This is a genomic window from Alteromonas sp. 5NS40-0096 (genome assembly GCF_057544385.1).
The window spans coordinates 44,394-70,196 of the sequence record NZ_BAAJLQ010000005.1 but is presented as its reverse complement, the minus strand read 5'-3'; the positions used below and the strand labels follow the sequence as shown (position 1 = coordinate 70,196).

21 protein-coding genes are annotated in these 25,803 nt (G+C 45.2%); 5 read left to right on the top strand and 16 right to left on the bottom strand.

From position 1 onward, the window contains the following. Positions 1–2 precede the first annotated feature (2 nt). Positions 3–4,229, bottom strand: coding sequence for a response regulator (locus AC27G9_RS15280; protein ID WP_487075335.1), 4,227 nt, complete (start codon positions 4,227–4,229; stop codon positions 3–5). 178 nt (positions 4,230–4,407) lie between these two features. Then, on the bottom strand, positions 4,408–4,839 hold the full coding sequence (locus AC27G9_RS15275) for a GNAT family N-acetyltransferase (RefSeq protein ID WP_487075334.1): 432 nt from the start codon (positions 4,837–4,839) through the stop codon (positions 4,408–4,410). Positions 4,840–5,047: 208 nt separating this feature from the next. Between AC27G9_RS15275 and AC27G9_RS15270 the strand changes: the two genes are divergently transcribed. Next, entirely contained in the window at positions 5,048–6,178 is a 1,131-nt protein-coding gene (locus AC27G9_RS15270) for an alpha/beta hydrolase-fold protein (RefSeq protein ID WP_487075333.1), read from the top strand. On the opposite strand, the gene AC27G9_RS15265 is transcribed toward AC27G9_RS15270, so the two are convergent. Further along, positions 6,175–8,154 carry a winged helix-turn-helix domain-containing protein gene (locus tag AC27G9_RS15265; RefSeq protein ID WP_487075332.1) on the bottom strand — a complete coding sequence of 660 codons (1,980 nt, stop codon included), beginning with the start codon at positions 8,152–8,154 and terminating at the stop codon, positions 6,175–6,177. The two genes, AC27G9_RS15270 and AC27G9_RS15265, sit on opposite strands and share 4 nt — an antisense overlap. A gap of 79 nt (positions 8,155–8,233) precedes the next feature. Continuing rightward, positions 8,234–8,986: a sporulation protein gene (locus AC27G9_RS15260; RefSeq protein ID WP_487075331.1), complete on the bottom strand. Its 753-nt coding sequence runs from the start codon at positions 8,984–8,986 to the stop codon at positions 8,234–8,236. Between the two features lie 232 nt (positions 8,987–9,218). On the opposite strand from AC27G9_RS15260, the gene AC27G9_RS15255 reads away from it, so the two are divergent. Continuing rightward, on the top strand, positions 9,219–9,680 hold the full coding sequence (locus tag AC27G9_RS15255; RefSeq protein WP_487075329.1) for a nuclear transport factor 2 family protein: 462 nt from the start codon (positions 9,219–9,221) through the stop codon (positions 9,678–9,680). A 618-nt stretch (positions 9,681–10,298) separates the two neighbouring features. On the opposite strand, the gene AC27G9_RS15250 is transcribed toward AC27G9_RS15255, so the two are convergent. The 6 genes from AC27G9_RS15250 to AC27G9_RS15225 all read right to left on the bottom strand — a co-directional run bounded on the left by AC27G9_RS15250 (position 10,299) and on the right by AC27G9_RS15225 (position 17,380). Further along, positions 10,299–11,339 carry a 2Fe-2S iron-sulfur cluster-binding protein gene (locus AC27G9_RS15250; protein WP_487075327.1) on the bottom strand — a complete coding sequence of 347 codons (1,041 nt, stop codon included), beginning with the start codon at positions 11,337–11,339 and terminating at the stop codon, positions 10,299–10,301. Positions 11,340–11,342: 3 nt separating this feature from the next. After that, a complete protein-coding gene (locus AC27G9_RS15245) occupies positions 11,343–12,506 on the bottom strand; it encodes an aromatic ring-hydroxylating oxygenase subunit alpha (protein WP_487075326.1) in 1,164 nt (387 codons plus the stop codon). Between the two features lie 7 nt (positions 12,507–12,513). Continuing rightward, the gene (locus tag AC27G9_RS15240) at positions 12,514–13,398 is read right to left on the bottom strand and encodes a sterol desaturase family protein (RefSeq protein WP_487075324.1); all 885 of its coding nucleotides are present in this window, start codon (positions 13,396–13,398) and stop codon (positions 12,514–12,516) included. A gap of 9 nt (positions 13,399–13,407) precedes the next feature. Beyond that, on the bottom strand, positions 13,408–14,037 hold the full coding sequence (locus AC27G9_RS15235; protein WP_487075323.1) for a hypothetical protein: 630 nt from the start codon (positions 14,035–14,037) through the stop codon (positions 13,408–13,410). Positions 14,038–14,114: 77 nt separating this feature from the next. Beyond that, positions 14,115–14,297 carry a hypothetical protein gene (locus AC27G9_RS15230; RefSeq protein ID WP_487075321.1) on the bottom strand — a complete coding sequence of 61 codons (183 nt, stop codon included), beginning with the start codon at positions 14,295–14,297 and terminating at the stop codon, positions 14,115–14,117. A 5-nt stretch (positions 14,298–14,302) separates the two neighbouring features. Continuing rightward, positions 14,303–17,380 (bottom strand): YncE family protein, encoded by a 3,078-nt coding sequence (locus tag AC27G9_RS15225; protein WP_487075319.1) that lies wholly within the window; start codon positions 17,378–17,380, stop codon positions 14,303–14,305. A 131-nt stretch (positions 17,381–17,511) separates the two neighbouring features. Between AC27G9_RS15225 and AC27G9_RS15220 the strand changes: the two genes are divergently transcribed. Continuing rightward, positions 17,512–18,099, top strand: a complete 588-nt coding sequence (locus tag AC27G9_RS15220; RefSeq protein WP_487075318.1) for a TetR/AcrR family transcriptional regulator — start codon at positions 17,512–17,514, stop codon at positions 18,097–18,099. 23 nt (positions 18,100–18,122) lie between these two features. Here the strand turns inward: AC27G9_RS15220 and AC27G9_RS15215 are convergent, their stop codons facing one another. Continuing rightward, the gene (locus tag AC27G9_RS15215; protein ID WP_487075316.1) at positions 18,123–18,815 is read right to left on the bottom strand and encodes a hypothetical protein; all 693 of its coding nucleotides are present in this window, start codon (positions 18,813–18,815) and stop codon (positions 18,123–18,125) included. Positions 18,816–19,059: 244 nt separating this feature from the next. On the opposite strand from AC27G9_RS15215, the gene AC27G9_RS15210 reads away from it, so the two are divergent. Continuing rightward, a complete protein-coding gene (locus AC27G9_RS15210; RefSeq protein ID WP_487075315.1) occupies positions 19,060–20,304 on the top strand; it encodes an alpha/beta hydrolase in 1,245 nt (414 codons plus the stop codon). A 44-nt stretch (positions 20,305–20,348) separates the two neighbouring features. On the opposite strand, the gene AC27G9_RS15205 is transcribed toward AC27G9_RS15210, so the two are convergent. From AC27G9_RS15205 to AC27G9_RS15190, 4 genes are all read right to left on the bottom strand, one after another. Further along, positions 20,349–20,846, bottom strand: a complete 498-nt coding sequence (locus AC27G9_RS15205) for a DinB family protein (RefSeq protein WP_487075313.1) — start codon at positions 20,844–20,846, stop codon at positions 20,349–20,351. Then, entirely contained in the window at positions 20,836–21,585 is a 750-nt protein-coding gene (locus AC27G9_RS15200) for a hypothetical protein (protein ID WP_487075312.1), read from the bottom strand. The genes AC27G9_RS15205 and AC27G9_RS15200 overlap by 11 nt, the downstream gene beginning before the upstream one ends. A gap of 170 nt (positions 21,586–21,755) precedes the next feature. Next, complete coding sequence (locus tag AC27G9_RS15195; protein WP_487075311.1) at positions 21,756–21,941, bottom strand: hypothetical protein; 186 nt, start codon at positions 21,939–21,941, stop codon at positions 21,756–21,758. A gap of 92 nt (positions 21,942–22,033) precedes the next feature. Continuing rightward, positions 22,034–23,581, bottom strand: a complete 1,548-nt coding sequence (locus AC27G9_RS15190) for a hydroxymethylglutaryl-CoA reductase (protein WP_487075310.1) — start codon at positions 23,579–23,581, stop codon at positions 22,034–22,036. 548 nt (positions 23,582–24,129) lie between these two features. Here AC27G9_RS15190 and AC27G9_RS15185 point away from each other — a divergent pair. After that, positions 24,130–24,396 carry a helix-turn-helix domain-containing protein gene (locus AC27G9_RS15185; protein ID WP_487075309.1) on the top strand — a complete coding sequence of 89 codons (267 nt, stop codon included), beginning with the start codon at positions 24,130–24,132 and terminating at the stop codon, positions 24,394–24,396. Between the two features lie 50 nt (positions 24,397–24,446). Here AC27G9_RS15185 and hslU read toward each other — a convergent pair whose 3' ends face one another. Next, a complete protein-coding gene (gene hslU / locus AC27G9_RS15180) occupies positions 24,447–25,775 on the bottom strand; it encodes an ATP-dependent protease ATPase subunit HslU (RefSeq protein WP_487075308.1) in 1,329 nt (442 codons plus the stop codon). Between the last annotated feature and the right edge of the window lie 28 nt (positions 25,776–25,803).

The window sequence follows — 25,803 nt, the reverse complement described above, 5'->3', positions numbered from 1 at the left end:
CTTCATTCAAAACTCACAGGCTTGGCATTATCCATGAATGCGTCAAGCGACAGGGCTGTCAATGACTCACCTGCGCAAGTCGAGCATTTGTATTCCACCACCACTGCTGCTGATGCCAGCGATTGCCTCTTGATAGTATCAATTACATTGTCGTTAAGACGTTTTACTAGCATCTGGCAATCTGCTTCGTTCACGTTGGGCAACATACACGCGAATCCGTCTTGTGCCAGCCTTGCAATGATATCGCCGGGTCTGCCGAAGGTACTGGCAATAGACTCTGCGACGCAAACTACGATGCGATTGACCTGCTGAGAGTCATAGGACACTACCAACTCGTCAAAGTTCGAAATGGTGATATCAACCAGCGTCACAGGCTTGTTTTCTCTCGCACACCTTAACATTTCTGTTGTTGCCAACCTAACAAAGAGATCAGAGTTGGCAAAAGACGTTAAGCCATCGACCCCCGCCTCCTGCACTCTCATTTGCGCATCTCGCCTCGTTTCAATATGACGCTCGACTCGTGCCAGAACCACCTCTTGATTTAAAGGCTTGAGAATAAAGTCGACGCCTCCCATGGCGAGGCATTCTGATTCAATAGACGATTTCGATGATATAAAAATAATTGGGATGTCTTTGGTCTTACTATCAGCTTTTAAGTGTTCGCATATTTGATTGCCATTCATCAAAGGTAACGCCATATCTAGAATGATTAAATCTGGATTGTGCTGGCGGGCTTTTTCTAAACAGGTTTTACCGTCTCCGGCGGTATAGACACGATATTTAGACTGAAAAAAATCGAGTAACACATCGAGCTGCAACCTGTCATCATCGACCAACAACACAGTGCGCGGCGCAAGGTTGGATTTAGTATCGTCCAAAGTATTGAGGTAAGTTTCTTCACTATCATCAGAGCCCGATTGTGAAAGGAAAGACTGAAACTGCCCTACTTCCCTCTTTACTGCTTCTATCTCAGCGAGCAAACTGTCCGCCAACTCGCTGTCTAGCGCACCGTGCTCACTTGAGAGTTGTTTTTCACTAGTAATACTATACTGGGCAAGTTTATGCGCGCCGATATAGGCTGCGACTCCGGCCAACGAATGGGCAATCTGCGCGGCAGTCTCACTGTCATTTCGCTCGAGGGCTTGGAGTATTTTGTCGCCATCATCACAATGGTGCTGATGAAAAATGTCCAGTAACCTGAGGAGTTTCGATTTAATATGCCCTGCGCGCTCAAGTGCGTCTTGAGCATCCAAATGAACCAGTGAAATACGGTTTGATGACGATGATTGGTCATCATCGACTGGTGCTGCCGACATACTTGCCTTTTTGCTACTGGCCAGCCAGCGGCTCAGTACCTGTTTAAACAAAGCAAAGTCGATAGGCTTAGCAATGAAATCATTCATTCCCATACGCAAACACTCTGATTTTTGAGCCTCCATGGCATTCGCTGTCATTGCAATGATTGGCAGGGTATTAAATTGCGTGTTTTGACGAATGATAGACGTCGCTTCAAGCCCGTCCATAACTGGCATTTGTAGGTCCATTAACACGGCGTCAACAGTCTCTTGATTCAGTTGCTCTAGTGCGACTTTGCCATTGTCTGCCGTTATAACCGAGACTCCCAATTGTTCGAGCAGGTCTTGAGCAATAAGCTGATTCACTGGGTTATCTTCAACAAGTAATACCCTTTTGCCTTTTAACTCGGCGACTTCATCAATAGCCCAGCTCTTTTTCATCGCGCCACCGCTTTGCGAAGACACAAGATTGACCAAAATATCGAACAAATCAGAGTCTGTGACTGGTCGATTCAACAGAGCAATAATGTTGTTCTCAACGGTAATATCCGCAGCTTGTTCCAGAGAATTTGCAATGATAACCACCGGCAGCAATGCGTTTCCATCGTCGGTTTTGATATGCTCCACTAGGTGCTGGGCGCTCATATCAACCATTTCGGATTCAACAATCAACAAATCAAACCGAATATTGGGTTCTGATAAAGCGTGTATCGCTTCGCGGCCGTTGCGGACTAGGGTATTAGCAACACCAATGCGATTGAGTTGCTGCATGGCGATTCTTCTATTTTCTGGGTCACCATCAGCCCACAAAATATGCATGTGATCGAGTTCTTCAGGCAATCGCTTATGCTTGACATCAGAGAGCATGGCACGGTCAAAAATCACGTTAAATGAGACGGTCGTGCCTTTACCAAGCTCACTTTTCACATCGAGCTTTCCACCCATCCGGCTGATCAAGGTATCACTGATTACCAAGCCCAATCCGGAGCCACCAAATTTACGAGATGTTGATTCATCTGCCTGCCCAAAGGCGTTAAAAAGGTTCTTTTGCTGCTGTTCCGATATACCAATACCGGTATCCTTAACGTTGAATCTCAGTCGAACGCGCCGAGCACCGCAATCTTCACTCGTCACCTGAATCACAATGTCGCCGCTTTGCGTAAATTTAATGGCATTATTCAGCAGGTTCAGCAAAACTTGACCAAGCCGCAATGGGTCCCCCCAAACAACTATGTTTTTGTCAGGTAAATCGAATTTGGGAAACAACCCTTTTTCATTCGCCAGTACCTTGGTTGCATCTGCTAATTGGTCAAACATATCAGCAAGCACAAAAGGCGTACGCTCTAGCTCCAGTTTGCCTGCTTCTATTTTTGAAAAATCGAGAATGTCATTGATGATTTGCAATAAGAGGTTGGCTGATGAATGTATTTTTTCTAGGTAATTCCTTGGCTTGCCTTGGATGTCGGAGGCTAAGCACAACCTAGACAAACCCAAAATAGCGTTCATTGGCGTGCGAATTTCATGGCTCATGTTGGCTAAAAACCGGCCTTTGGCCTCATTCGCATCTTCTGCCTGTTGCCTCGCAAGCAAAATGGCCTGCTCAGCTTGTTTACGCTTCAATGCCAATGCATTAATAGAATTGGACAGAATATCGTTTTCACTTTTGGGGCTCACCTCGACCGCAAAATCGCCCTCGGCCATCTTTTTGCAAGATTCGTCGATTTCAACGTAATAGTCGATGACCTGATCCAATGCTCTGGCAATAGCGGACACTTCATCTTTATTGGCGACATCATCTTTGTGCGTAAAATCACCGGGAGGAAGCTGCCCTCGTGACAAGTAACTCACCTTAACTACGGCGGACTCAATTCGCTCTTTCATACTGCGCAAAGATCGATTTAAAACAAAAGACGCAAAGGCAATACCCAGCAAACTGCTGCCCAACAGCCAACCCAAGGTTTGCCACAGGGGCCGTGAAATCAGCTGCGCATCTTTGCGAACTATCACCATCCAGTCGCCCGTCGCTATTTTCGCAGCGACAAAATAATAAGACTTGCTGTCGACGGGATCATCGACAAGAGTCACATTTGATTCTGGGTCACTTGTCAGCTCAAATACCACAGACCGATAAACGGTTTCGCTTACCGGTTTGGTACGGATTTGCTCATTTAACAGTGTTGTCGAAGCGATGAATCTACCCGACGCACTCAAGAGGAAAACGTCGACGTCATTTGACTCTCTCGCTTGATTGAGCAGCCCAAGAACATCATCAAGTGAGCGGTCAACCCCTGCGATACCTTTAAACCGGCCATCGATAACAATTGGCGCACTGTGCTCAACGATAAGCTTCCCATAGTATTCATAAGGCTCGGTAATCAAAGCACTTTGCTCGTTAGTATCCAAAAAGCGTTGCTTTACACCTTGATAGTAAAGTGAAGTCGTCATGTCCTTTAATGGCTCGACTTCAATAATTTGATTATCTCGTGGACTCCTAAACCAATAGGGTAAGAAACGACCATTCACATCAAACCATGCCGCTTTGGGATCATCGATAGAGGTATTTTGAGATTGGCCATCTAGTCCATCGGCGTTAGGCTCATACCCAAAATAGGCACCTGTAAACTGGGGATTGTCGATCAACACCGCTTTGGCGTAATCCGAAGACGTCTCTCGCTGGCCAAACATGCCACTTTGTTGCGCTTGAGCCATAGTATTGGCAGCCATTACGGCCAGTTGATTACTCGCTTCAACCTTGGTCGCTATTTGCTGAGTGAGTAACGCCAGTTTTTGACTTTCTGACTGTAGCTGACTTTTAAAATAAAAAAACTCATTGATGGCAAGGGCAAAGATCATAACGACAATTAGAGGCAAAAAACCTTTCACCAACAATTGCTTGGAAAGTGGGGAAGAAACTGAATGTCGTCCGTGTTTCATTTGATACCGAGGCCCTAACCGAACATTTTTTAAGCATACACGTTTTTTGATCGGAAATTCATCTTGAATCATACAGAAAGCATTGAATGATTGTGATTTTGAAGATTTGAATACGCAAACGCCCAAGATTGTTAGCCTTGGGCGTTTGTTCTCACTAATGGATGACGACAGCCGAACCTTATAACGATAGATGAAGGATGGGAAATGGCTTGCCCATATCATCGAGCGGAGACCGCGATACAACTTTGAACCCCATGTGCAGATAAAAACCGACAGCATCTGGGTTTTGCTCGTTTACGTCTACCGATGTGGCTCCCAAAACATCGATCGCATGCTGTAACAACACGCTACCAATACCTTTTCCACGAGCCTTATCAAGCAAAAACAACATTTCAATTTTACCGTTAAGGACACCTAAGAAACCGAGAATGGCGCCTTGACTATCTTTAACACAATACAGTGCCACCGATGGAAATGCGTGCTCCATAATTATCGGCTTAAAATACTCAATGTCTTCCTCTTCGAGAAAATCATGAGTGGCTCGGACCGAATTTTCCCACACGACTAACAATTCTGCGTAATCGCTGGGAAACACACTTTCTATTTTCATATTGCAAGATCTCTACAGATTAGAAAAAGGGTGCAGCCGCATTAATAGCCTAACATAGGGGCTCAGTAAAATATGGAAAAATCCCCTTCAAGCGTGCCAACACTTCCTTTCATCAGAGAAATATCAGCTTTTTTTCATCTTTTCATCAATACATCCGGGCCTACAACTGCCATTTTCACCACTAGTTTACAACACAGGGAAATTCTCGATGTCATTGATAATACGCAGTCTGATATGTTTCATATTCACAGGCATATCCATAGCATGCATGGCCGATACACTTACTCACCAACTACAATCTAAGCTGGCTAACCATATGCTGAACTTTGAAGTAACCTTGCCAAGTGGTTACGACCTTCAACAACCCAATCGATATCCGGTTTTATACACAGGTTCCGGTGACCGACGTCTCAACCTTTTACGTCAGCAAGTGGATTGGCTCAGCCATGTTAATTTTGCGCCACTACCACCTGTGATCCTAGTCACTCTACCTGTCATTGAACCTCAAGGAGCCATTGACAAGAATGCGATGGCTGCTGGCGCAAACCTAGAGCTATCGATTCAAGTCATTGCTACAGAGCTGATTCCCTTTATTGATAATACATACAAAACCCAACCTTACAGAATTGCTGAGGCCTTCTCGAGCAATGCCAACCAACTATTATCGATATTTGTTGAGCGCCCAGAGACATTCAACGCTTATGTATTGCATAGTCCAGCGCTAGCATTAGACAGAACAAACACTATTGATAAGTTGAGCCAAACCAAACCCCGTGCTGAACATGCCTATCGCTTTTTGTACGTGAGCCTTGGAAGTTTCCCGGAAAACAAAAAGCCCTTTGACCGACTGGCTTATGGACTAGAAACGTGGCGTGAACACAACATCGAAGGACTTGAAATGATGACGGATGACCTGAGTCGCCACAATTATTTGTCCGGGCCAATCGTGGGTTTAGTTGCGGCATTTGAGGAAATGTTTAAGGACCGTCAACCAGCGCCAGCAGACTTTGCATTATCAGGAATAACAGGGATACAACAGCATTTTGAAAAGGTCAGTAAAAAATATGGCTACACCATGGATGCCGACGCAGTCATTCTCGATCTCGCTTTTTACTATGCCGAGCAACAGCTAGCAGAAAAAGCCGTAATGACAGCGCAATACTTGTTGAATCAACAGCCCAAGAGTCTCTTTCTGCTCACTCGGCTTGCCGATATCGAGAAACGCGTAGGGAAAATCGAAGATGCCAAAAGTACATTAGAAAAAGCCCTCGTACTAGCGCAAGACGCGGGAGATCAAGAGCCTATTACTTACATCAAAGCGAGGCTTGCCGAGCTCTAACGTGTATCAATCCAGACGAGCTCTTTTAGACCATCCGCAAAGTTAGTCGTTAACATCGACTTTGTGGATGGCCGAAAATCAGACAAAAACAAAGCGTTCATATCGTATCGGCCAACAATATTGGCCGCTTCGATGACTGGGTTGTACCGCCATACATTCTGATGTTTGTCCTGTACATAGAGGTAACCATCACGCCATACAAAGATTGATTGCACCACAAAATCTTGAGGTAATGCCGTAATCGCACTCTCAAGCCCGTGAGTATATTTGTACAAATAGCCTCTGGCGTCATTTACCAAAACAATAGATGGACTCGCCTGTTGAGCCCATTCTGGTGCAAACGGCAGCACATCTGACACAGTAAGAGAAGCAGTATCGAACCAAACCACTTTGCCCTGTTCCCCTTGTGCTATCGACATGAGTACACGATGACCTTCAGCTTGAAACAATCTCTCTACCTTAGTTGTTGCAATGCGCGTTGTCGTTTTCGTTGCGATATCAAGGCGCCAAAGTGTGCCAGCACTTGCGTAGAACAAATGCGTTTCCGCTCCCCATACCCAGTCATCAATCCCTGAGTTTGCTTGTGTAATTTGTATACCCGTTATGCCATCACTGAGCCACAACTGGCGCTCTCCATTGCGCTCAGACAAAAAAGCAACATCGTTACTATTTGGTCGATACTGAGCATTCCAATCGCGATAAACACTGTTATCTAACGATTGATCGACAACGTCTGTGTTTGATAAGAATTGTCGCTGCTTGATATCGGAATCCTGCCGTTCCAATATCGCAAGAAAACCCTTTGAACCCTCGCGATATTCCAGTTTTGTAATCTGGCGATTCAAGACAAGGGGTTGCTGTTTGATAATCTCGCCATCCAAATTAACCCAATACACGCTTTGGCCCTTGGTGATAAGTAATGTGCGCTCGTCGAACCAACTTAAAGAGTCTGGCTCGGCGAGGTTCTCATCAAGCTTCACGCTCTGTACATCGTTAGTGCTTGCCGCATTGACCTCTGCTATGAATAGCGTTGTGCGCCCGACTAACCATGCTAGCTTGGTGAAAAAGGTAACCGCGGACAGCGATTCGAATTGCTGCGTTAACGCCGACGTTTTGCCTGTTTGCGTATTGACAACATAAAGCTGACTCAGGTTGTCTGTGGTCGTGGCTTGATAAACGATATGCTCGGAACTTAGCCAAATTGGCGAGTGATGAAAAGTATCGCTACACGGAGTAATAAACTCTACTTCCCCAGTTCTAATAGTCACTGACGCTAATTGTATACATTTAGTGTTGTGAGCTTCATCACTTGTTTGCCAGCCCAGCGCCACTTTTTGATTGTCCGGAGAGATGGCGACACTTCCTTTTGTTACAACAGAAGGCAACAACACCGACTCGCTATCGCGTTCTACATCGATGTGAACCAGGCTTTGGGCATCGCCAAGTTGCGCAAGATAGACCAGTGCAGAGCCATCACGTGCAATACTGGCGTGATTAACCCGCTCTCCTTTTGAGGTGACTGGGGTTATCGTATTTAAATCGGGGAAGGTCGGGGGTGAGCTAAGTTGCCACCAAGCCATAACACCAACGACAAGCAACGTACAAATCATTCCGATGATTGAGGTGGTATTCCTAGCAACTTTGGTTTCAAAAGGGGCAGTGTTTGATATCAAATCAACGTTGAGGCTGTACCCCAATTTAGGGTGGGTTTTAATCACCTTTTGTGCTTTGGCATCATCGCCGAATAATTTTCTTAGCTGAGCAATACATCGCTGTATCGTATTTGGCGAAACAACGGCATCTTTCCAGACTTGTTTCAGTAATGCTTCCTGAGAGACGATTACTCCTTGTGCTTCGTACAACTGTATCAGCACTGCAAGCAACTTGGGCTCGATGGATTGCTTGGTGTTACCACACGTCACTTGGGCAAGCGAAAAGTCCACCAAATGGCGATTAATCCATATTTTTTCTTTCAACGTGCTAACCTTTCACCACTGCGAAATCGAATTCTCTTCTGATTGCAGGTTACCACGTCAAAATTAACAATTCACCGCGCTAGCCAAGCAAACGCTCGATGTAGGGTTTGACGGACTCAGGTGTGGTGCAGTGGTTGGGAATGGATGTACTGCGATAACCATCACCTAAGAAGGCCCTATCTACTTCAATTAGTACGCCAGTTTCGCGACCATTGTCGACAAAGGTAACTTCGAGTTCTCTAGCGCCAAAGAAAGAGCGAGATTCTGGTTTAAACTCATACTCTTGGTAACAGTTGAGATGTGAAACAAACTCTCTTGTTTGCACACCACCGGCTTCAATATCCGACTTAAACAAGCGATAGCCACTGTTTGAAATAAATTCCAGTACAGCCAATTGCGTTGCCGAAGGTAGGATAATTAAAGGGTCCTTATCTGAACCATCAATTCCGCTTTTGATATCTAGGCCGGTTTGTAGCCAAACTTTGCCGATTTGTTGTCCAAACAAATACGTTGCAGGCACTTCAGGGTGTAAATCCAATTCAAATGATTCGGTAATAGTTTCACCAGGTTGAATTAATATATCCATAGGTTGCGCCCAATGCTGCAACACAATGCTTTTGGCATAGGTGATATCAGTATCATTGACCTCCGTTTCCGCTTTAGCACTCGCCATCACAGCAAATTCCAAACCGTTAATTTGCTGTTCAACATCGCCACCTTTGATGACAACTTCAATGGGAAAGCTATCGCCAGCACGTAGCTTGTCAACCAACAAAATCGTATCTACGGCCGCTTTACCAATACCTACACTCGCTAAAAGCTTTTTCAGCATGTCTCTATCCTTATGCAAACGTTGTCTGGTTCACGGCACTTCACTCAAGCCGCGTATTGATAATAAGTTGGAGGCGAAACGGGGTAAAACCAATCCCCGCAATCTTAACAAAATGTTTCTGTCCCGATATCGGGTCTGCTTGTCCCAAACCCAATTCCTATTGCCACATCATCAATGTTTAATGGCACATAGAGTTTAATCAATGCACTACCCATCTCAAGGATACTCATTTATGCGAATCAAAGGCGCGCTTCTTTCCCTGCTAATGCTGTCTTTTACTTCGGTGGCCGACAACCATGACGAACGAGACCAGATCGAGAGAGCCGTACTGGATTATATAGAATCTCAGCATAAGGTGATGCCAGAATTGATGGCTAGAGGAGTGGACGAAGCACTCGCAAAACGGACGTATTGGAAGACCAAAGATGGCTCTGAAATTGTGCTGGAATCAACTTACCAAGACATGCTGAAGCTAGCAGGTTCTTACAATAAGGCCGGTGATAAATTCCCCGACTCCCCAAGAGCTGATATCGAAATCTACGATATCGATAAACGGGTAGCTTCAGTGAAACTGCATGCTGATGATTGGATTGATTACATGCACCTTTACAAGAATGATCAGGGCCAATGGAAGGTGATCAACGTATTGTGGCAGTTTAATGAAACGCAATCCCATTCAAGCGCCTCACGATAATCACGATTACTCTATAAAAAATGCATAGCCTAACATCCTCATTTTGATGTTCGTTTGGCTTCTTTAAATTCGGTAAAAAGGACAAATCATGCGCCTTAAATCATGTTTTTCCTCACATTACCCGTGATCCTATTGCCTCTATTGGCACAAGCGAATGAGTGTGATGAATACTGCAAATTAGAGGCCGCCTCCGCACACTTTACGGCCCTAGTTAAGGTTGCCAAGCAAGGTTCCTCGATTGACGATATCGACGCACTACTGTCTCTCACACGACAAAGTGATGTAAGTTCATGTCGAATATGAAGCGAATTTTACCAAACAAGCTTGGCGCAAGGCTTTTGTTCGACAGCTCAACCTTGGAAATTACCAAAACACGGACAAGAATGAGACGCAAATTATCAATGCGATAAATGGCAAACATCACATTGCTATTGAGTATTCTCATGGTGTCATAAATGACACTGGTGTCTGGTAACCAACTGACACCTATCTCGCTTTTTTTGGCTCCAAAGACGGTAAAACTTCATTGATTAAAGAGCTTTGGTGAGCCTACGCAAAGCCGAGTGTACTAATAAAATTGGGGCTGGTACTGAGTTGGCACATCTCGGTGTTGGGATGTTATTGATAGGAGATTTTTATTTTCGAGGAGGCCGGGACAGCCTGGCAGGCGAGAATCGCTCCCTGTTTTACTTCTTCCTCACCCAACGCTAAGTTGGTCATCATACTCACTTCACCCTCTTCCAGATGACATTGACAGGTACCGCAAACCCCCCCTTCACAAGAGGAAGGAGAGTCAATACCACTTGTACGCATCGCCTCGAGCAGCGTTTGTTGTTCAGCAACCACCGTTGTATGAGCGTTACCATTCAGTATGACCTCCAGCGAGGCTTCAACACCTGGCGATTGGCTCTGATTGACTTGTCCACCAAAAGACTCCATGTGAATACGGTTATCTGGTACGTCGATGTTGTTTAAAGCCCGTTTTACGTCTGGTAAAAATGCGCCTGGGCCGCACAGGTAATATTGCGCGTTTTGTGCATAGGGAGGATTGTCTTTTATGAAATCGTTTACCGCCAATGCATCAATTCGAGCACTACGCCACGGACTTTCTTTAAACCAACTCGGGTCACTATGGCAATCAGCCACAATAAAACGAGATGGATATTGCTTAGCAAGAGACTGTAACTCGTTGCGAAAAATAGTCGATTTAGCGTTTTTATTGCCGTAAAGCAGATAAGCGAAGCTCTCGGGTTCCTCTTCTAAAACCCTCACGAGCATGGCATAAATTGGTGTAATGCCAGAACCCGCCGCAAAAAAGTAATAAGACTTGCGTTGCCGCGAATCAGTCTCAAGTAGAAAGCGTCCCTTCGGTGGGCTCACCTGAAGAACATCACCTGGTTTCAGGTCGTAATTTATATAGTGGGATGCAACGCCCCCCTTTGTATGCTTAACCGTAATTTGCAACGCATCCCGCCGGTTTGCAGAAATAGAATAATGCCGCGTCACAATCGAACCGCCAATATTGATTTGAACCTGAACATGTTGCCCGGGCTGCCAAGCAAAAGTATCAACGAGTGATTCAGGTATCTTGAACAATACCGATACTGTGTCTTTCGTTTCTCGAATCACAGACGCCACTTCTAGTGCAAACAACGACATATCCTAACCTTTCAATGCTGATAAATAGGGTTTGAGATAGCTCATCACGACAGATTGGTGATCTCGAACTGGTGATTCGCCGTGATAAGCAGAAGGGCCTAGCTCGAAATGCGGGCTTTGATACGACTTTTGTTGTTGTTCACAAACGTAAATGTCTTCTTGCATGAAATCTGCTGAACCTAACGGGTGGGATTCATCCTCAGTCGCATATTTGGGCCCCACTCTCTTCTCCCAGAATGCCGATGCTCGCATACCAGACTTTGCAAAGCTCCAGTCAGACACAGGCATGACTTTCGTGCGAACTTCAACGCGAGTACGATCTGCCGCTATCGGGATGATATGAAAAACAGACCAGCTGGTTTCTGACTCTCCTAGCCCAATACCGGGGAACAGCATGGGTACCGAAGCGCCAAGTTGTTCTTGAGGAATGTGGTCTATTAGTGGCATCCCCGCGTTATTGGCGAGATCTTTAGCATACTCAGCTTCTAGCGGTTCCCAAAACGCAAAGTGTGGCCCGACAAATCCAAATTCAGCGTTCCCATGATCATACATATTCAGCGTGCCACTATGCAGTTGGGCAAGATGGTAATGATCGATATAATTCTCAACCACGATTTTCCAGTTTGCTCGAATATCTTCAATCACTCTGCTCTCTGTGGCTTCGACAAGTTTGTCCGGTTGATGAGCACCAAGTTGCGGCGCTATTTCGCCAAACCACTGGCTAACTGCTTCTGGATTTTCATCTGGATGTACCCATAACATTCCTCGCCAAATATCAACAGAAGCGCGTTTTAACCCTAAACAGGATTTATCTAAGTTTGCGAATTCGGTTGCCATTTTGGGCACCGATATTAATGCCCCATCTAAGTCGTAAGTCCAATCGTGGTAGGGGCAGGTAATCGCTTTCTGTACTTTGCCATGGGCACGTAACAATTGCGTGCCTTTGTGACGGCACATGTTGTGAAACGCACGTAGCCGGTAATCTCGTCCCATCACTACAATAATATTATTGAGACCAGCCTGAATACTTTTGAATTGACCCGGCTCACTAATATCTTCAGCAAATCCAGCGTATGCCCAAGTCGTTGAAAAGATATGGCGCATTTCCAGATCGAACCACGCCTTATCGGTATATGCCTCTGTGGGTAAACGGTCGTTTTTCAGCATAACTCACCTACTTGAGTTTTGGTTTGGGTGACCAGCCAGGTGGCATCGCAATTACCCCTAGCTTGTTAATCAAACCATCTGCTTTCTTCACTTGCTTAGCAAGTCTCGTGAGCCCGATGAAAAACACTTTCACAGGGTTAATACTGTCGACAGGTACGGTAATTCCATAGGTGACTTTGGCCTTTTCTTCAGCAAAAGTACCAAACAATTTATCCCAGATAATAAAAATACCAGCATAGTTTTTATCAATGTATTCGGGATTCGAACCATGATGTACACGATGATGAGAAGGAGTATTAAACAACCACTCAATTGGACGTGGAAACTTTTTCACCACTTCGGTATGCAGTAAAGTTTGATAAAGCTGAACAGCCCCCTCTGCGGCAATTATCACAATGGGGTTAAAGCCCAAAATGGCCAACGGCAAATGGAAAAAGAAGGGCATAATGCCGTCCAACGGACCGAATCGATATGCGACTGAAATATTAAAGTAGGGAGAAGAATGGTGCACCGTGTGAGTCGCCCAGCCGATACCACAGCGATGCATAAACCGATGTTCCCAGTAATAAGCTAAGTCCGCTAACAGAACACAAGTGAGGATAACCCAACCGTTTATCGGCAGTTGGGTTATGCTCAAGTTGAGATAAAACCAGTAAAAACCTGCTACGTAGGCCGCACCAACCAACACGTAACCGACGGCATAAAACATGGCCAAAGTACCAAAGTTGGCAAACGCATCACCAAGCACTCTTAGACTGAACTGTTTTTTGAATGCTAAAACAATCAGCTCAATAACCAGGATCGCAGTCGCGATAACCAGCCCCCAATCTTGGATAAAGGTTTCCCAGAAATACAGTGTTTCTTCAGAAATTATACGATTTAAGAAATCCATAAGTGCTCCTTACTTCCAGACCACAATCGCGTCTGCAGCGACAGTTTCGCCGTCTCGATTCAACGTATGGCGTTCAATTAGATTTTTGTGCTCGTAGGCTTTCAACCAAGCTTGTTCTGGCGGATACCCAGAGCGCAGGTCGATATTAAATCGGTCAAACTGCCCGCTAGGGAGAAGCGTCATCGACTTGTCACTGTGCAGTTTCAAATCTTCAACATCAAAGCCAATACTCAAGGTTGCAGATGCAAAGTTTGCATCAAAATCACGATAGTAGGCATAGGCTTTGATTGAGCCTTTTGACCAATCTACGTTGTTCACTAGTGGCTTATTGGCAAGTAACTTTTCCCAAACTAATTCGACATCGTCTGCGCCATTTGACAAATCAACACGTGTTTCAATGCCGGCGATCGTCGGCCCTTTAAACAATGCCTTAGGCGACACCGTGACCGCTCTAACCTCAACATCAGCAGTTGATACTTCAAATTGGTCCGTATTGTCAGCTTGCCCATCAGAAGCCTTGTTTTGTGCCCCAGGGACAGATTCAGCCGCTTGGGCGACAAAAGGGTGGTCAATCAAAAATAACATTCCAACGTACACCGAAAATACGATCAGCACCGTAACAAACATATGGCGAGCCATAACAATTCTCCTCGTTGATTCATTGTTGCGCATTATGTGACCTTAATAATAAATTGTCAACATGACAATTTATTATTTCATGACTCGATTAACGGCCACACTAAGCAGCTAACGGCGACGAGTAGCCACAAAAAAATCACCAACACAAACCCTTCTGGTTCTGCATTGAAGTAGAACGCTCGATGTAAATACACGCGACCAATCATCAAGTCATACAGCAGCCACACCAATAACAGCGATCCTAAAAATAGCCAAAACATGATGTTTAGTTTCTCTCATCATTATTGAGTGTGCCGTTCAGGTTGTTGTCTAACGCCATTCTCCAACCTTGACCTGGCACCGCACAGGTATACGTCAGGCTATTTGCCGATCGCGTCGCTAACCGTTGAAGTTCTGCCGCATCTAGTAACGAGGCTTGCGCGCTATCGGCCCTGAACTTGTTTTGATTAGGCAGATATAAGTAGCCTCTTGGTTCTCCATCGATTGTGCCCAGCGCAATAAGGTCACACTCGGTAACCTCTCCACCTAATAGTTTAGATACGAATGGCGTTTTTGCCCTTTCATGTAAGAGCGCAAGGCGTGAAGCGACAACATCATGAGTGGTCTCGTTGAGCGTAACTTGTTGTCCTACGATAGGCGCTATATCGTTATCGAACGCCATCAAATAGTCGACTAGGCCTTCCCGAGTTAGCTCGTCTGGAATACCAACAAATCCCTGATTAAAGTCGCACCCATGGGCGGAATTGAGCCCCTCTGGGCAGTCACTTTCGCCATTGTCGAACACACCGCCCCGAAGAAAGTTGACGAGTTGATCAGTTGCACCATCGTGTAGGAAACCGAAGCCGCGAATTTGCTCTCCCTGATGTGCTTTTGTGTGGCTTGGGAGAAACCCTTCCCTGTCTGGTAAACCAAACATACCAACGCGAGTATACAAGTTGCGTAATTGTGGCACTTTGAAAATCTGAATTTCCCCTCCGTGTGCAATCTCACCTCGAGTGCCATAAAAACCTTTTGCATGGTCAACACCGTGACAGCCCTCACAGTTGACTCCATCTCGCTCTGGACCATTTGCATCGACATCTTCTGACAACCCATCAGAGCGCCTTACGCCATGGAAAAACGCTTCACCAATTTGCGCACTGGTAGACAAGGAATTATCAAGATTGCGAATAGGGTTTGGAGGCATAGCCACAGCCAGCATGAAATCAGCAAATTTGTCCATATCTTGTTCAAGCTCGAACAAAGCGTCTGATTTTTCTGTGGCGTCAACGTTGTCGGGGATGTCGATGTCTAAACCAAGCAATCCTTCAAATGCCACTATGAAGTTCTTGAATGACGTTCTCTCGTCCAGCGTTTGCTCGATATCGTCACCAAAATAGCCATTAACGCGGTCTCCACGCCAATGCATATGACCATGAGTACTCATTCCACGCATGGTCTGTGTCGCCATTGGGCCTTTCATCGATGCAATGCTATATTCGTCGCCATTACCATTTATCAACTCCAGCAATTGACAGCTGGGGTCTTCAGGACCAACAAGATCACATCCCAAGCGAGACATATTCGCGGTGGGAAAAGGCTGTGGGTTTCGAGTGTTGGCGACATCAGGGTTACCCAAATTCCAGCTCAAATGATCGGTATCACCAAACACATGGCAACTGGCGCATGAGGACTCACCATTTGAAGAGCTCCTATTCGCATCGTACAGCATGAATCTTCCGGCTTGAAAAGATCTGGGTTCAGGATTCGGCATCGTGGTGCGAGCAAGCTCCTCCCCTGTAGTGGTATTGATAGTAACCAGTGCATTGTCATATTTGGTATAGACATAGAGGTGCTGTTGCGCCTCATTCAGTAACAACCCCATTGGGCCGCCCGATACATCAATGTAAAATTGACTCGACTGAGTCGGGTCAAAGTCATTGGCGTCACCATCCCAAAACCGGTTATTTGCCAGTTGTTCGGTACTGAGCACTGCTATTTTGTCTGATCCCATTGCTGCCATATACAGAGCACTACCAGATGCATTAATCGCCATTTGTGTTGGGGTAGATAAACTGTGTTCCTTGACATCATTCGACGCCTTGAGAACGTCGTAGTTGATGTGACCATTTAGATGTCTGGGGGAAACCTTTCCATCCGCAAGACGAATATGGGTTATTCGTGTTTTTGCTATATTTCCCTGCACTGTGCTGCCACCGAAGCGACCCTCTCCCTCAAAGCGCACAGCGTTGTTCGCTTCTGTGTTTGTCACAAACAAGTCACCCGACTTTGGATGAACTGCGATATTGAACAAGGTTGTACCGACATGTGAAAACGCCCTTGTCTGCATCAAGGTATCGCTGTCGATAGCAAACACATCTCGATCTGGTAAAGAAAAACGGATGCCATTGCTGAAGTTACGCCCTTTTGTATCACGCCATTGACCTGACCCTTCGTCATACTTAACGATCATGGATGTCCATGGTTGGTATTCACCTTCGGCATTCACACCAGGTGCCGTACGCCCGCCCGGTAACCAACCGTCTTCAAGTCCGTTTGGACTAGACAAGCCATCCATGACTTGGCATGGAGATCGTCCATAGTCATCATCCTCGAAGCCATAACACATAACCGCTTCGTGCACTGCAGTAGTCTGATTTCCCGAATGGAATACACTGACATAGACTTCTGATTGGTCTGGACTCACCGCCAAACCCCTTGGACTATCTCCAAATAAACTGACGATCTTTAACGGCACGCCACCCAGGCCATTGCCGAGATTCAAAGGATCAAACACCCACACATCTGCTCGGCCGACACTGGGTGTATGAAGTTGGGGATCGCCAGCACCTTCAACACCTCGAAGACTATGGTGCAACAACTGTTGCCCCCTATGTGCAGTGCTAATAAAGGCCTTACCACGAGCAAAAACAATATCCTGTGGTTCATCTCCGACAAGCAGTGTTTTTGTCACAACAGGAACAGGCACGCTTACATCGACAATACTCACTGAGTCAGAAATATGGTTAACAACCCAAAGTTCATTTGCACTGGCAAACGCCAAAGCGACAGGTTCGAGGCCAACAGGTATCTCCTGCTGATAACTCAGACTACCGTTATCTTGAATAGTAAAAATGGAAACGCTGTTGTTCGAAGTGTTGACGACGAATACTCTGTTACCCTGCTGTGCGATCGGCCTGACCGGAGCCGATTCAAACCCTAAATACCGCGTTGCTGGCGGCTCAATCGTTAGTGGTGGCTCTGTAGGCTGGGGCATAGGCTGCGGTTGTCGATTTCCTTTACCACTGCCGCACGCCGTTAACAAAAGCAAAACAGGTAGCACACTCAAATGAAACTTACGCATAGATGTTCCTAATCAATAAATTGTCACATTGACAATTTATATCGTAAGAACAAATCAAGTAAGTTGTCAACATGAAAATTTATTGATAATCTGCGTGTCGATTAATTAACGTAGTTGACGGGAATTTGCCGATGCCACGACCGAGTATGGCCGCACAGCGAAAAGAAGAAATCTTAGACGCCTTCGAAGAATGTATTCTCAATGATAGCCTTGAAGCCACATCACTCGAAAAACTCGCAGAGCATGCAGGCATGAAACGCAGTATCTTGCGTCATTACATTGGCAATCGCGATGACATTATTGTTGCACTGAGTGAGCGCTATCTCGGCTACTACGCAGCGCAGTGGGAGCAAACGATAGCATGGCTGCCAGACAACAATCGCATGCGTTGCATGATAGATATCTTGTTTGGTGAAAGAAATCGCAGTTACGTTGAAAAGAGCATTATCGGCGACGCGGTTTTTGCGCAGGCTAAGCGCATAGAAGCAGTGCGGGCCCATCAAATTGCGTCCATGAACCAGTCTATTGACATCTTATGTAACGAAATACGCCGTGATTACCCAAACGCACCTGAAAAGAAGGTAGCGTTGGTCGCCAGAGGCGTGCTTGCGCACTACTTAAACAGCGAATCTTTATTACCTTTCGACATGCCATTAGAAATTGAAGAGCTAAAGCAGGTCAGTATTCTGCTACTGAGTACACTAGACACTGACAAATAAACCATACAAAAAGGCAGATACACTCAGTGTTTGCGCTTGTTGTATTGTCTGCGATCTGCTGCAACTGTGCTTGTTTCAGCCCACAAAAACAAATACAAAATGATGATTTTCGTCACTCCACTTGTTGCAGCAATCAGGAGTAACGGCCACCCGTCACTCAAACCAAGGCTTAGCCCCAAAGCAAAAGTCGACACGTCCATCATCAAAATGAAAACGCTCATTCTTTTATCTAAAGCGCCTGTCTCACCTGCATCGAGGACTCGTTTTATTTGGTAGGCGTACCCACGCGCTAGAGCAATAGAAATCCCTACCATTAACCAGGCCATGATAGTTTTCCCTTCGTCTGTATATGACTGCCCCAACAAACCGAATAAACCACCCGCACTGAGACAAATTATAGTCAACAGACTGATTGCTTTTGTCGATGTTGTTTTTCTATCTAAAAAAAGCTCTCTTAGAATGAAAGCGACCAACACACAGGCGATTAACCTTGGCCAAACAATCCAGTGATTGAACGGTGATATTGCCATGCCATACACAAAGAATGCGAAATAGGCGAGAAAACTGGTCGTAAACATATTGAGAGATAGCACACTGGTGGCGTCAGATTCATATCGCTTTCTACGTGCCCATATGGTTCTCAACTGAGAACCGATACCTATGACACTAATACAGATAAACAATGTATTTACCGCACCGAAAATATGAAGCCACATAACTATCTCCAAATATCAAATTGTCGACAATATACGACACAAATAAGAAAATATCGTATCAATTACTTTTATATCGACAATATTGTATACAAAAATACATTTCACATTGGAAATGTTCGACAAGCTAACACCACAACAAGCAAAAGTGGAAAACTGAGCCCAACGGTAATGATTTTGAGATAGACGACAATGATGGTGACATCAGGTCACTATAGACTGATGTAAAACTTATCAGGATGTGGAAATGAGAATATCACGGTTAGCCATTGTTGCGCTTTTCGTCGTCAACATGAACGCCTTTGCGGATCAGAACAAACTACAAGTCACTCATTCGGAACCGCGTACCCAAGGGACATCGCTTGCTGTCGATTCCACCATTTTTGATGAAAGTCGAATAATAGATATCTATGTGCCTGAAGGCTACGAGCACAGTCATAGACGCTATCCTGTCATTTACGTGATGGACAGTGATTATTTATTTGATATGACGGTTGCTATTGCAAAGAATAGGTGGTCAAGAGATCTTGCTCCGCAATCCATCATAGTCGGGTTGGCAGCGCGGAATAACCACGAGCGTTTTGATTATGCTATGCCTATGTTGCGAGATGATGGTGGCGTTTCTTTTGCAGATTCTAAACCACAAATAATGTCGGCTTTTCTAACCAGCGAATTAATCCCTTACATTGATGGCAACTACCGCACCAACGGTTATCAAGTGCTCATTGGCATGTCGCCAACATCAACTAACGTTATTTACGACTATCTATCTGCATCTCCAGTCTTTGACGCACACATAGCAATTGCCGCAGATTTACAGATGAAGTCACTGAAGGGCGAACCGCTCAACTTGGCGATTACAGAACAAGGGAAAAAGCGAAAAGACGGATTCATCGTCGCCAGTCGCGCAGCAACAGACCTCCAAAATGACCCAAGTCGAGAGGCGTTTTTTCAATACCTGATCAACTTCCCCAACGCCGATGAGCTCGGTATTTACGGGTATTTACCTGTCGAAACCGAGCACTATTCTGTCGCCCTGAGCACTATCGACTTTGCGTTTGAAAAACTGTTTCCATTGGCTCAGTGGCGCCCTAATTACCGCGCTTTGCGCAACGCGGAAAAGCCCGTGACTTACCTCAAAGCGTTTTATGAAGATTTATCAACAAAAGTTGGTTTTCAAACCTACCCAACGGTAGACGGATACTGGATGGGCAATTCTATTTTGGGCTTATCGAGAGCATTGGGCCGAAATGACAAGCTTCCCCAAGCGATTGAAGTACTCAAATGGGCAGATGAGCAACTCCCCAATAACACATGGATTAACCACTATCTGAGCCGCGTTTATGCGCGAATGAACAATGTTGAACTCGCTCTGCATTTCGCCCAGAAAACCGTAAAACTGGGTACCGAGCAACAAGATGTCAATCTGGCGATATTTGTTGAGAACCGAGACACACTTTTGGCACTAGCTACGTCAAACAAAGGTGACTAACCCCTATTGTTGCAAATTGTTCTATGCCATTAGCGAGAGCAGCGCTAAGTTGTCGACTGATTTCTGCGCGCTGGCTCACTTTCATGGATAAAAGCGCCATAGCCATCAATGGGATGAGACACACCAGCCTGATCCAAAGTACGAGCAATATTTCCCCGATGGTAGCTACCGTGATTAACAATATGGAACAGAATTTCTTGGACCGTCATCGTCCCCTGTTTTCCATCGGCAAAAGTAAACGAGATAGTCTTTTGAAAATCAGCTTCAAGCTCAATAAAACGAAGATACCAATTGCCCGAACATACTAGCCTAGACGCCAATTCGTCTAAACAAGGGACATCCACCGTATTTGTGGCGCAATGCGGCGCAGGAGTGCCCTCTAACCTGCTGCGAAACAATTCCTCAACAATAACCATGTGATTGAATTGTTGGCACACAAAAGCAAAGTCATCGGAGTAATGCCTCCTATCTATTTTTTTGGACGCGGCAAGCGCGCGCTTGTCAGCCCACATTTTGTACTTGAAGTAGTCGCTATCCACCATTCGTGTTTACCTTGGTCGCAAGTCGCTGTAACGCTAGCTTCAAAAAATAACTATCTTCATGTAGACCAACAAGTTTAAAGACGCGGTTACTGGCCTGTTGGGTTAGCCAAACTCCAGGAGCGGCATCAGTACTACACGATTTAGGTGCTAATTCAATAGCGTTAATCTCCTCAAAAGGGAGCGTGCGCTTGTGCAGAGGATAGGTAAAAGATAGCTTGCTGTGTTCGACTTGGACTGCAAATGGTGTGAAAAGGTATTCGTAGCTCAGGTAGAAGAGAAAGACGATAAAAATAACGTTAGTGCCGTTTGTCTCTAGTAACAATGGCAAAAACAGACTACAAAGAAAAAGGCTCAGCAAAGTAACTACAAAATGTATGTGATAATGCTTTTGACGTGACAAAGTTGAAGGTATTTCCAGTCGTTTCTCGTGATTGACCTCATGCTGTATGCGTTGCCGCAGTGCCTCAAAATTTTCGAGTTTTGCGTTTAACGTCAACACGACCTGGCGAGAAGGCGACAACAATTCGACATAATGGCTTTTGTTTAACTCTCGCACGAAAGCAATGTTTGACCACTCAACAAGTCCGTGCTCCTTGCCAACATGCAAATACCAAATGCCATCCTCATCACATCTCACTGCAACAGTGTTGTATTCCCTAAGTTGGCGATAGCAAGTCAATCCGTAAGCACAGCATGCAATGGCTGCAGCTAGCAGAATATAGGCATTTGTTGACCCCATCTTTTCATAATACAAAACGAAAAAGGCAATACTGCAACACGTCAACAACGCCAACACAATGAGACCACTACGCGAATTCCTTACCGCAATTTCCGCTATTAAAAAAGTATGAACACCGCTCACTCGTCTACCTCAAATGCTAAAAACGTCAAAAATGCAGAAATAGCCCCTCACAATGTCGATAGAATGCCAAGAACAAAAATAAAATCGGTGTCAGGGACGCCGCGCCCTAAATCAAGCACAATACGATGAGATACAAAATATGAAGTAGTGATACACGCCACAAGGCCAGCTGCCACCCATTTTAGAGCATCCCTGTAGCCCTCGCGTTTTTCGGCTTTACTGAACGCTTTCATTCACATCCTTAATGAATACTGAGAAATACGTGCTCAGTATAGAATATAAAAAGGCGCCGTTGGCGCCTTTTTACCTGTCCTGATAGCCAGTTTTATCGGTTTCGACCGTATTGTTCGTGTGAAGACACCCAATCGTTAGAAGAGATGGCAGACGCCAGAGAGATTTCACCCGCAAGTGCTACCGCACCGACAATCTCGGCAAACTTCTGTACGCGATCTCGTCCATAACAGTCCATTAATTCTAAACATTCACGTTGGGTACCGATCCCGGTGCCTCCGCCATATGTCGCAACGATTAGTGATGGAATTGTCAGTGACAAATACAAATCGCCTTCATCGGTCAGTTCCGAGTACAAAATACCGGCTGACGATTCCGATACGTTTGCTACGTCCTGTCCTGTTGCAATAAACATCGCGGTGATACCGTTAGGCGAGTGTAGGCCCGTGTTATTAACACCTGACAAGAATGATCCAACACCAGCCACGCGCCCGTGGTAATCAATTTGTTTAGGATCAACGCGCATAACGTTGAGTAAATGTTCACGCTTAATTGTCGCTTCTGCTGTAACACGCTTACCACGTGTACGCATAATATTGATTTGAGACGCTTTTTTGTCGGTAGCAAAGTTAGACTCAAGATAGAAATTCTCGATGCCTTTGTAATGATCTAAGATCCAACCACACGCCGCAAAAGTCGCACGACCCACCATATTTTGGCCCGCAGCATCACCGGTTTTGAAGTTAAAACGCAAGAACGCAAACTTGTTCGATAAGAAATGGTCTATATAAGTGAGCTTCGCTACAGATGACGTAGCTTCGGCCTCGACTTTGATTTGTTCAAAGTTCTCTTTTACCCACGCGACAAAATCGCGCGCGCCACGAGCATCAGAGAAAACGAACACAGGTGCACGCTGCATGGCGTCATCAACCACAGTTGCTTTTACCCCACCACTCATATTGAGCAGTTTCATACCGCGGTTGTATGAAGCCACCAGCGTGCCCTCTGTTGTAGCCAGAGGTATGGTGAACTCGCCTTGTGCATGTTCCCCATCTATCTTCAGTGGACCCGCAATACCCATTGGTACTTGCGCCACCCCGATGAAGTGTTCAATGTTGCCTTGTAGTTCATTTGGGTCAATTGAGTACTGACCGACGTGATTCACTTTTTTATCAGTGGCCGACTCAAAAAACGCTTGTCGCTCCTTGATAATTGGCGTGCCGTAATCATCGTGTGGATCACGAGGAATGTAAGCTTCGTTTTTTGTCGCTTCAGAAACGTTGTCTTCCACTTCAAACTTTAATTTACCAAACGGCGACGCCTTGAACGATATACCCAGTTTGCGCTTTTCGTGACACACGGGGTAATCCACCCCACTAACCATGACGGTCAATGTCGACTTTAAATCGAATTGCAGCGCGCCGTCTTGATTAACCTCATCCAACGTCATAAAGGTGTTAGGCCCAACTTGAAACTTAATTTGCTCAGCTGGTACTTTCTCACCATCGATTGAAATCCAATGAATTTCATTAATTTTCGCGTCTTTCAGACGGTTTTTTAACAAAAAGAGAATTCCATCATCCGTTTTTGTGAGACTTCCATGCGTGTATAGCTGTTTAAGTAGAATACTAGGTATAAACATCGTATTTCCTTGTTACTAAGTGTTGCTTTTTAGGAGCGACTTCTTTTTGCCCAAACCAGAACAAAAAACACTCTACTTTCTCTAATTTATACAAGGTTTGTTGAACTAATATGACAACTGATTAGACCAGTTGCAATACTTATGTTTACTAATTCACCATAACTATCGGAAATACGGCTGAATTTTCCGACAAGTGTAGTGCAATAAATAAGCTGTATAGTCCACATTGAACCAAGAAATGAAATTAGTCAAAGGACACTACAAAAAATGCGTCTTTATTTTCAATATTGGGACAAAACCCTCTCAGCGCGGTAACACATAGCAAATTGTCTCTTGATTAATGTGCTTTTTATCACTCGAGGACCATACTCCCTGTCGAGCGCAGAGAGAATAAATGCCCAATAGATGACGTGTTAGGTTTTTCGATAACGCGGGTTGTGAATTACGCGGATATTGAATGACTGACTTGCTTAGCAACAAGCGGGGCGTCCTAGCTCTTTGCATGCACGGCACTGATGCCACTTATACACACATTAAGGAAATTCACTATGTTTAAAGACACTACGGAGCTAACATTCGACAAAAGACTAGAAACACTTTCTAAACGCGAATGGCAAGTAACAGAAAAGATTTTGCAAGGTTTACCCAACAAGTCTATTGCCAATCAGCTGTTTATCAGCGAGCGTACTGTGAAGTTTCACTGCGCCAATATTTACCAAAAATTACAGGTGAGAAATCGAGCCTACTTAATGGCGCATTATTTTAAAAAGCGCTTTGAGTCTGGGCAAAGCAGTGTAGGCAGTATACTTCACTAGTAAAAAAGGCGCCTATTGGCGCCTTTTTTGTCACAGTTCACACTACACGTCTAAAGAATGAAACGGCTTAGGTCTTCGTTGTCGACCAAGGTCTCTAAGTGTGAATTCACATATTCAGCATCGATGGTAACGGTATCGCCGCTTTTTTCTGACGCATCGAAAGAAATATCTTCCATCAGACGCTCGAGAACCGTGTGTAAACGTCGAGCACCAATATTCTCAGTACGCTCGTTCACTTGCCATGCCGCTTCGGCAATGCGCTGAATACCCGAATCAGTGAAGGTAATGTTCACACCTTCTGTCTGCAACAAAGCGATGTACTGCTCCGTCAGCGATGCATTAGGCTCAGTCAGAATACGTTTGAAGTCTTCCACTTCCAATGCTTGTAGTTCGACTCGAATAGGCAAACGGCCTTGCAATTCTGGGATCAAATCCGAAGGTTTCGCCATTTGGAATGCACCAGATGCAATAAACAAAATGTGGTCGGTTTTAACCATACCGTGTTTAGTGCTCACTGTTGATCCTTCCACCAAAGGAAGCAAATCGCGCTGTACACCTTCGCGACTCACGTCCGCAGAAGAGGCCCCTTCTCGCTTACAGATTTTGTCGATCTCGTCGATGAACACAATGCCGTTTTGCTCAACAGACTCCAACGCCTTTTCTTTCAAGTCTTCTTGATTAACAAGGCGCGCCGCTTCTTCTTCGATGAGTAACTTAAAGGCTTCTTTCACCTTGAGTTTCTTTTTCTTCTTTTGGCTGCCAGATAAGTTCTGGAACATACCTTGAAGCTGATTAGTCATTTCCTCCATACCAGGAGGCGCCATAATCTCAACGCCGACTTGTGGCAAAGCAACGTCGATCTCTATCTCTTTATCATCGAGCTGGCCTTCGCGTAGCTTCTTGCGAAACGCCTGACGCGTACCCTTATCTTGTGGCTCTTCTTTATCGCCCCATACGTTTTCAGGTGGTGGCAAAATGACATCGAGAATGCGCTCTTCAGCGGCTTCTTCAGCGCGATATTTCACTTTGGCAGTTTCTTGCTCTTTTGTCATTTTGACCGCAATGTCAGCAAGGTCGCGAATAATGGTCTCTACTTCCTTACCAACATAACCCACCTCGGTAAACTTGGTCGCTTCCACCTTGATAAATGGTGCATTGGCCAATTTTGCCAAACGGCGAGCAATTTCAGTTTTACCCACACCTGTAGGGCCAATCATCAAAATATTCTTGGGGGTAACTTCTTGGCGAAGTTCCGGTGCCAACTGCATTCGGCGCCAACGATTACGCAAAGCAATCGATACCGCGCGTTTGGCGTTTTGCTGGCCGATAATATGGCAGTCCAACTCGTGGACAATTTCTCTTGGAGTCATCTCTGACATAAAAACCTCTGTCTTTCCTGAAGGTACT

Bases quoted from the DNA above. Each gene is read 5' to 3' on its own strand.
- AC27G9_RS15270 (WP_487075333.1), top strand. From the start codon at position 5,048: ATGTCATTGATAATACGCAGTCTGATATGTTTCATATTCACAGGCATA.
- AC27G9_RS15235 (WP_487075323.1), bottom strand. From the start codon at position 14,037: ATGGCTCGCCATATGTTTGTTACGGTGCTGATCGTATTTTCGGTGTAC.
- AC27G9_RS15225 (WP_487075319.1), bottom strand. From the start codon at position 17,380: ATGCGTAAGTTTCATTTGAGTGTGCTACCTGTTTTGCTTTTGTTAACG.
- AC27G9_RS15240 (WP_487075324.1), bottom strand. From the start codon at position 13,398: ATGGATTTCTTAAATCGTATAATTTCTGAAGAAACACTGTATTTCTGG.
- AC27G9_RS15220 (WP_487075318.1), top strand. From the start codon at position 17,512: ATGCCACGACCGAGTATGGCCGCACAGCGAAAAGAAGAAATCTTAGAC.
- AC27G9_RS15230 (WP_487075321.1), bottom strand. From the start codon at position 14,297: ATGTTTTGGCTATTTTTAGGATCGCTGTTATTGGTGTGGCTGCTGTAT.
- AC27G9_RS15210 (WP_487075315.1), top strand. From the start codon at position 19,060: ATGAGAATATCACGGTTAGCCATTGTTGCGCTTTTCGTCGTCAACATG.
- AC27G9_RS15205 (WP_487075313.1), bottom strand. From the start codon at position 20,846: ATGGTGGATAGCGACTACTTCAAGTACAAAATGTGGGCTGACAAGCGC.
- AC27G9_RS15245 (WP_487075326.1), bottom strand. From the start codon at position 12,506: ATGCTGAAAAACGACCGTTTACCCACAGAGGCATATACCGATAAGGCG.
- AC27G9_RS15200 (WP_487075312.1), bottom strand. From the start codon at position 21,585: ATGGGGTCAACAAATGCCTATATTCTGCTAGCTGCAGCCATTGCATGC.
- AC27G9_RS15280 (WP_487075335.1), bottom strand. From the start codon at position 4,229: ATGAAACACGGACGACATTCAGTTTCTTCCCCACTTTCCAAGCAATTG.
- AC27G9_RS15260 (WP_487075331.1), bottom strand. From the start codon at position 8,986: ATGCTGAAAAAGCTTTTAGCGAGTGTAGGTATTGGTAAAGCGGCCGTA.
- AC27G9_RS15255 (WP_487075329.1), top strand. From the start codon at position 9,219: ATGCGAATCAAAGGCGCGCTTCTTTCCCTGCTAATGCTGTCTTTTACT.
- AC27G9_RS15185 (WP_487075309.1), top strand. From the start codon at position 24,130: ATGTTTAAAGACACTACGGAGCTAACATTCGACAAAAGACTAGAAACA.
- AC27G9_RS15195 (WP_487075311.1), bottom strand. From the start codon at position 21,941: ATGAAAGCGTTCAGTAAAGCCGAAAAACGCGAGGGCTACAGGGATGCT.
- AC27G9_RS15250 (WP_487075327.1), bottom strand. From the start codon at position 11,339: ATGTCGTTGTTTGCACTAGAAGTGGCGTCTGTGATTCGAGAAACGAAA.
- hslU (WP_487075308.1), bottom strand. From the start codon at position 25,775: ATGTCAGAGATGACTCCAAGAGAAATTGTCCACGAGTTGGACTGCCAT.
- AC27G9_RS15215 (WP_487075316.1), bottom strand. From the start codon at position 18,815: ATGTGGCTTCATATTTTCGGTGCGGTAAATACATTGTTTATCTGTATT.
- AC27G9_RS15190 (WP_487075310.1), bottom strand. From the start codon at position 23,581: ATGTTTATACCTAGTATTCTACTTAAACAGCTATACACGCATGGAAGT.
- AC27G9_RS15275 (WP_487075334.1), bottom strand. From the start codon at position 4,839: ATGAAAATAGAAAGTGTGTTTCCCAGCGATTACGCAGAATTGTTAGTC.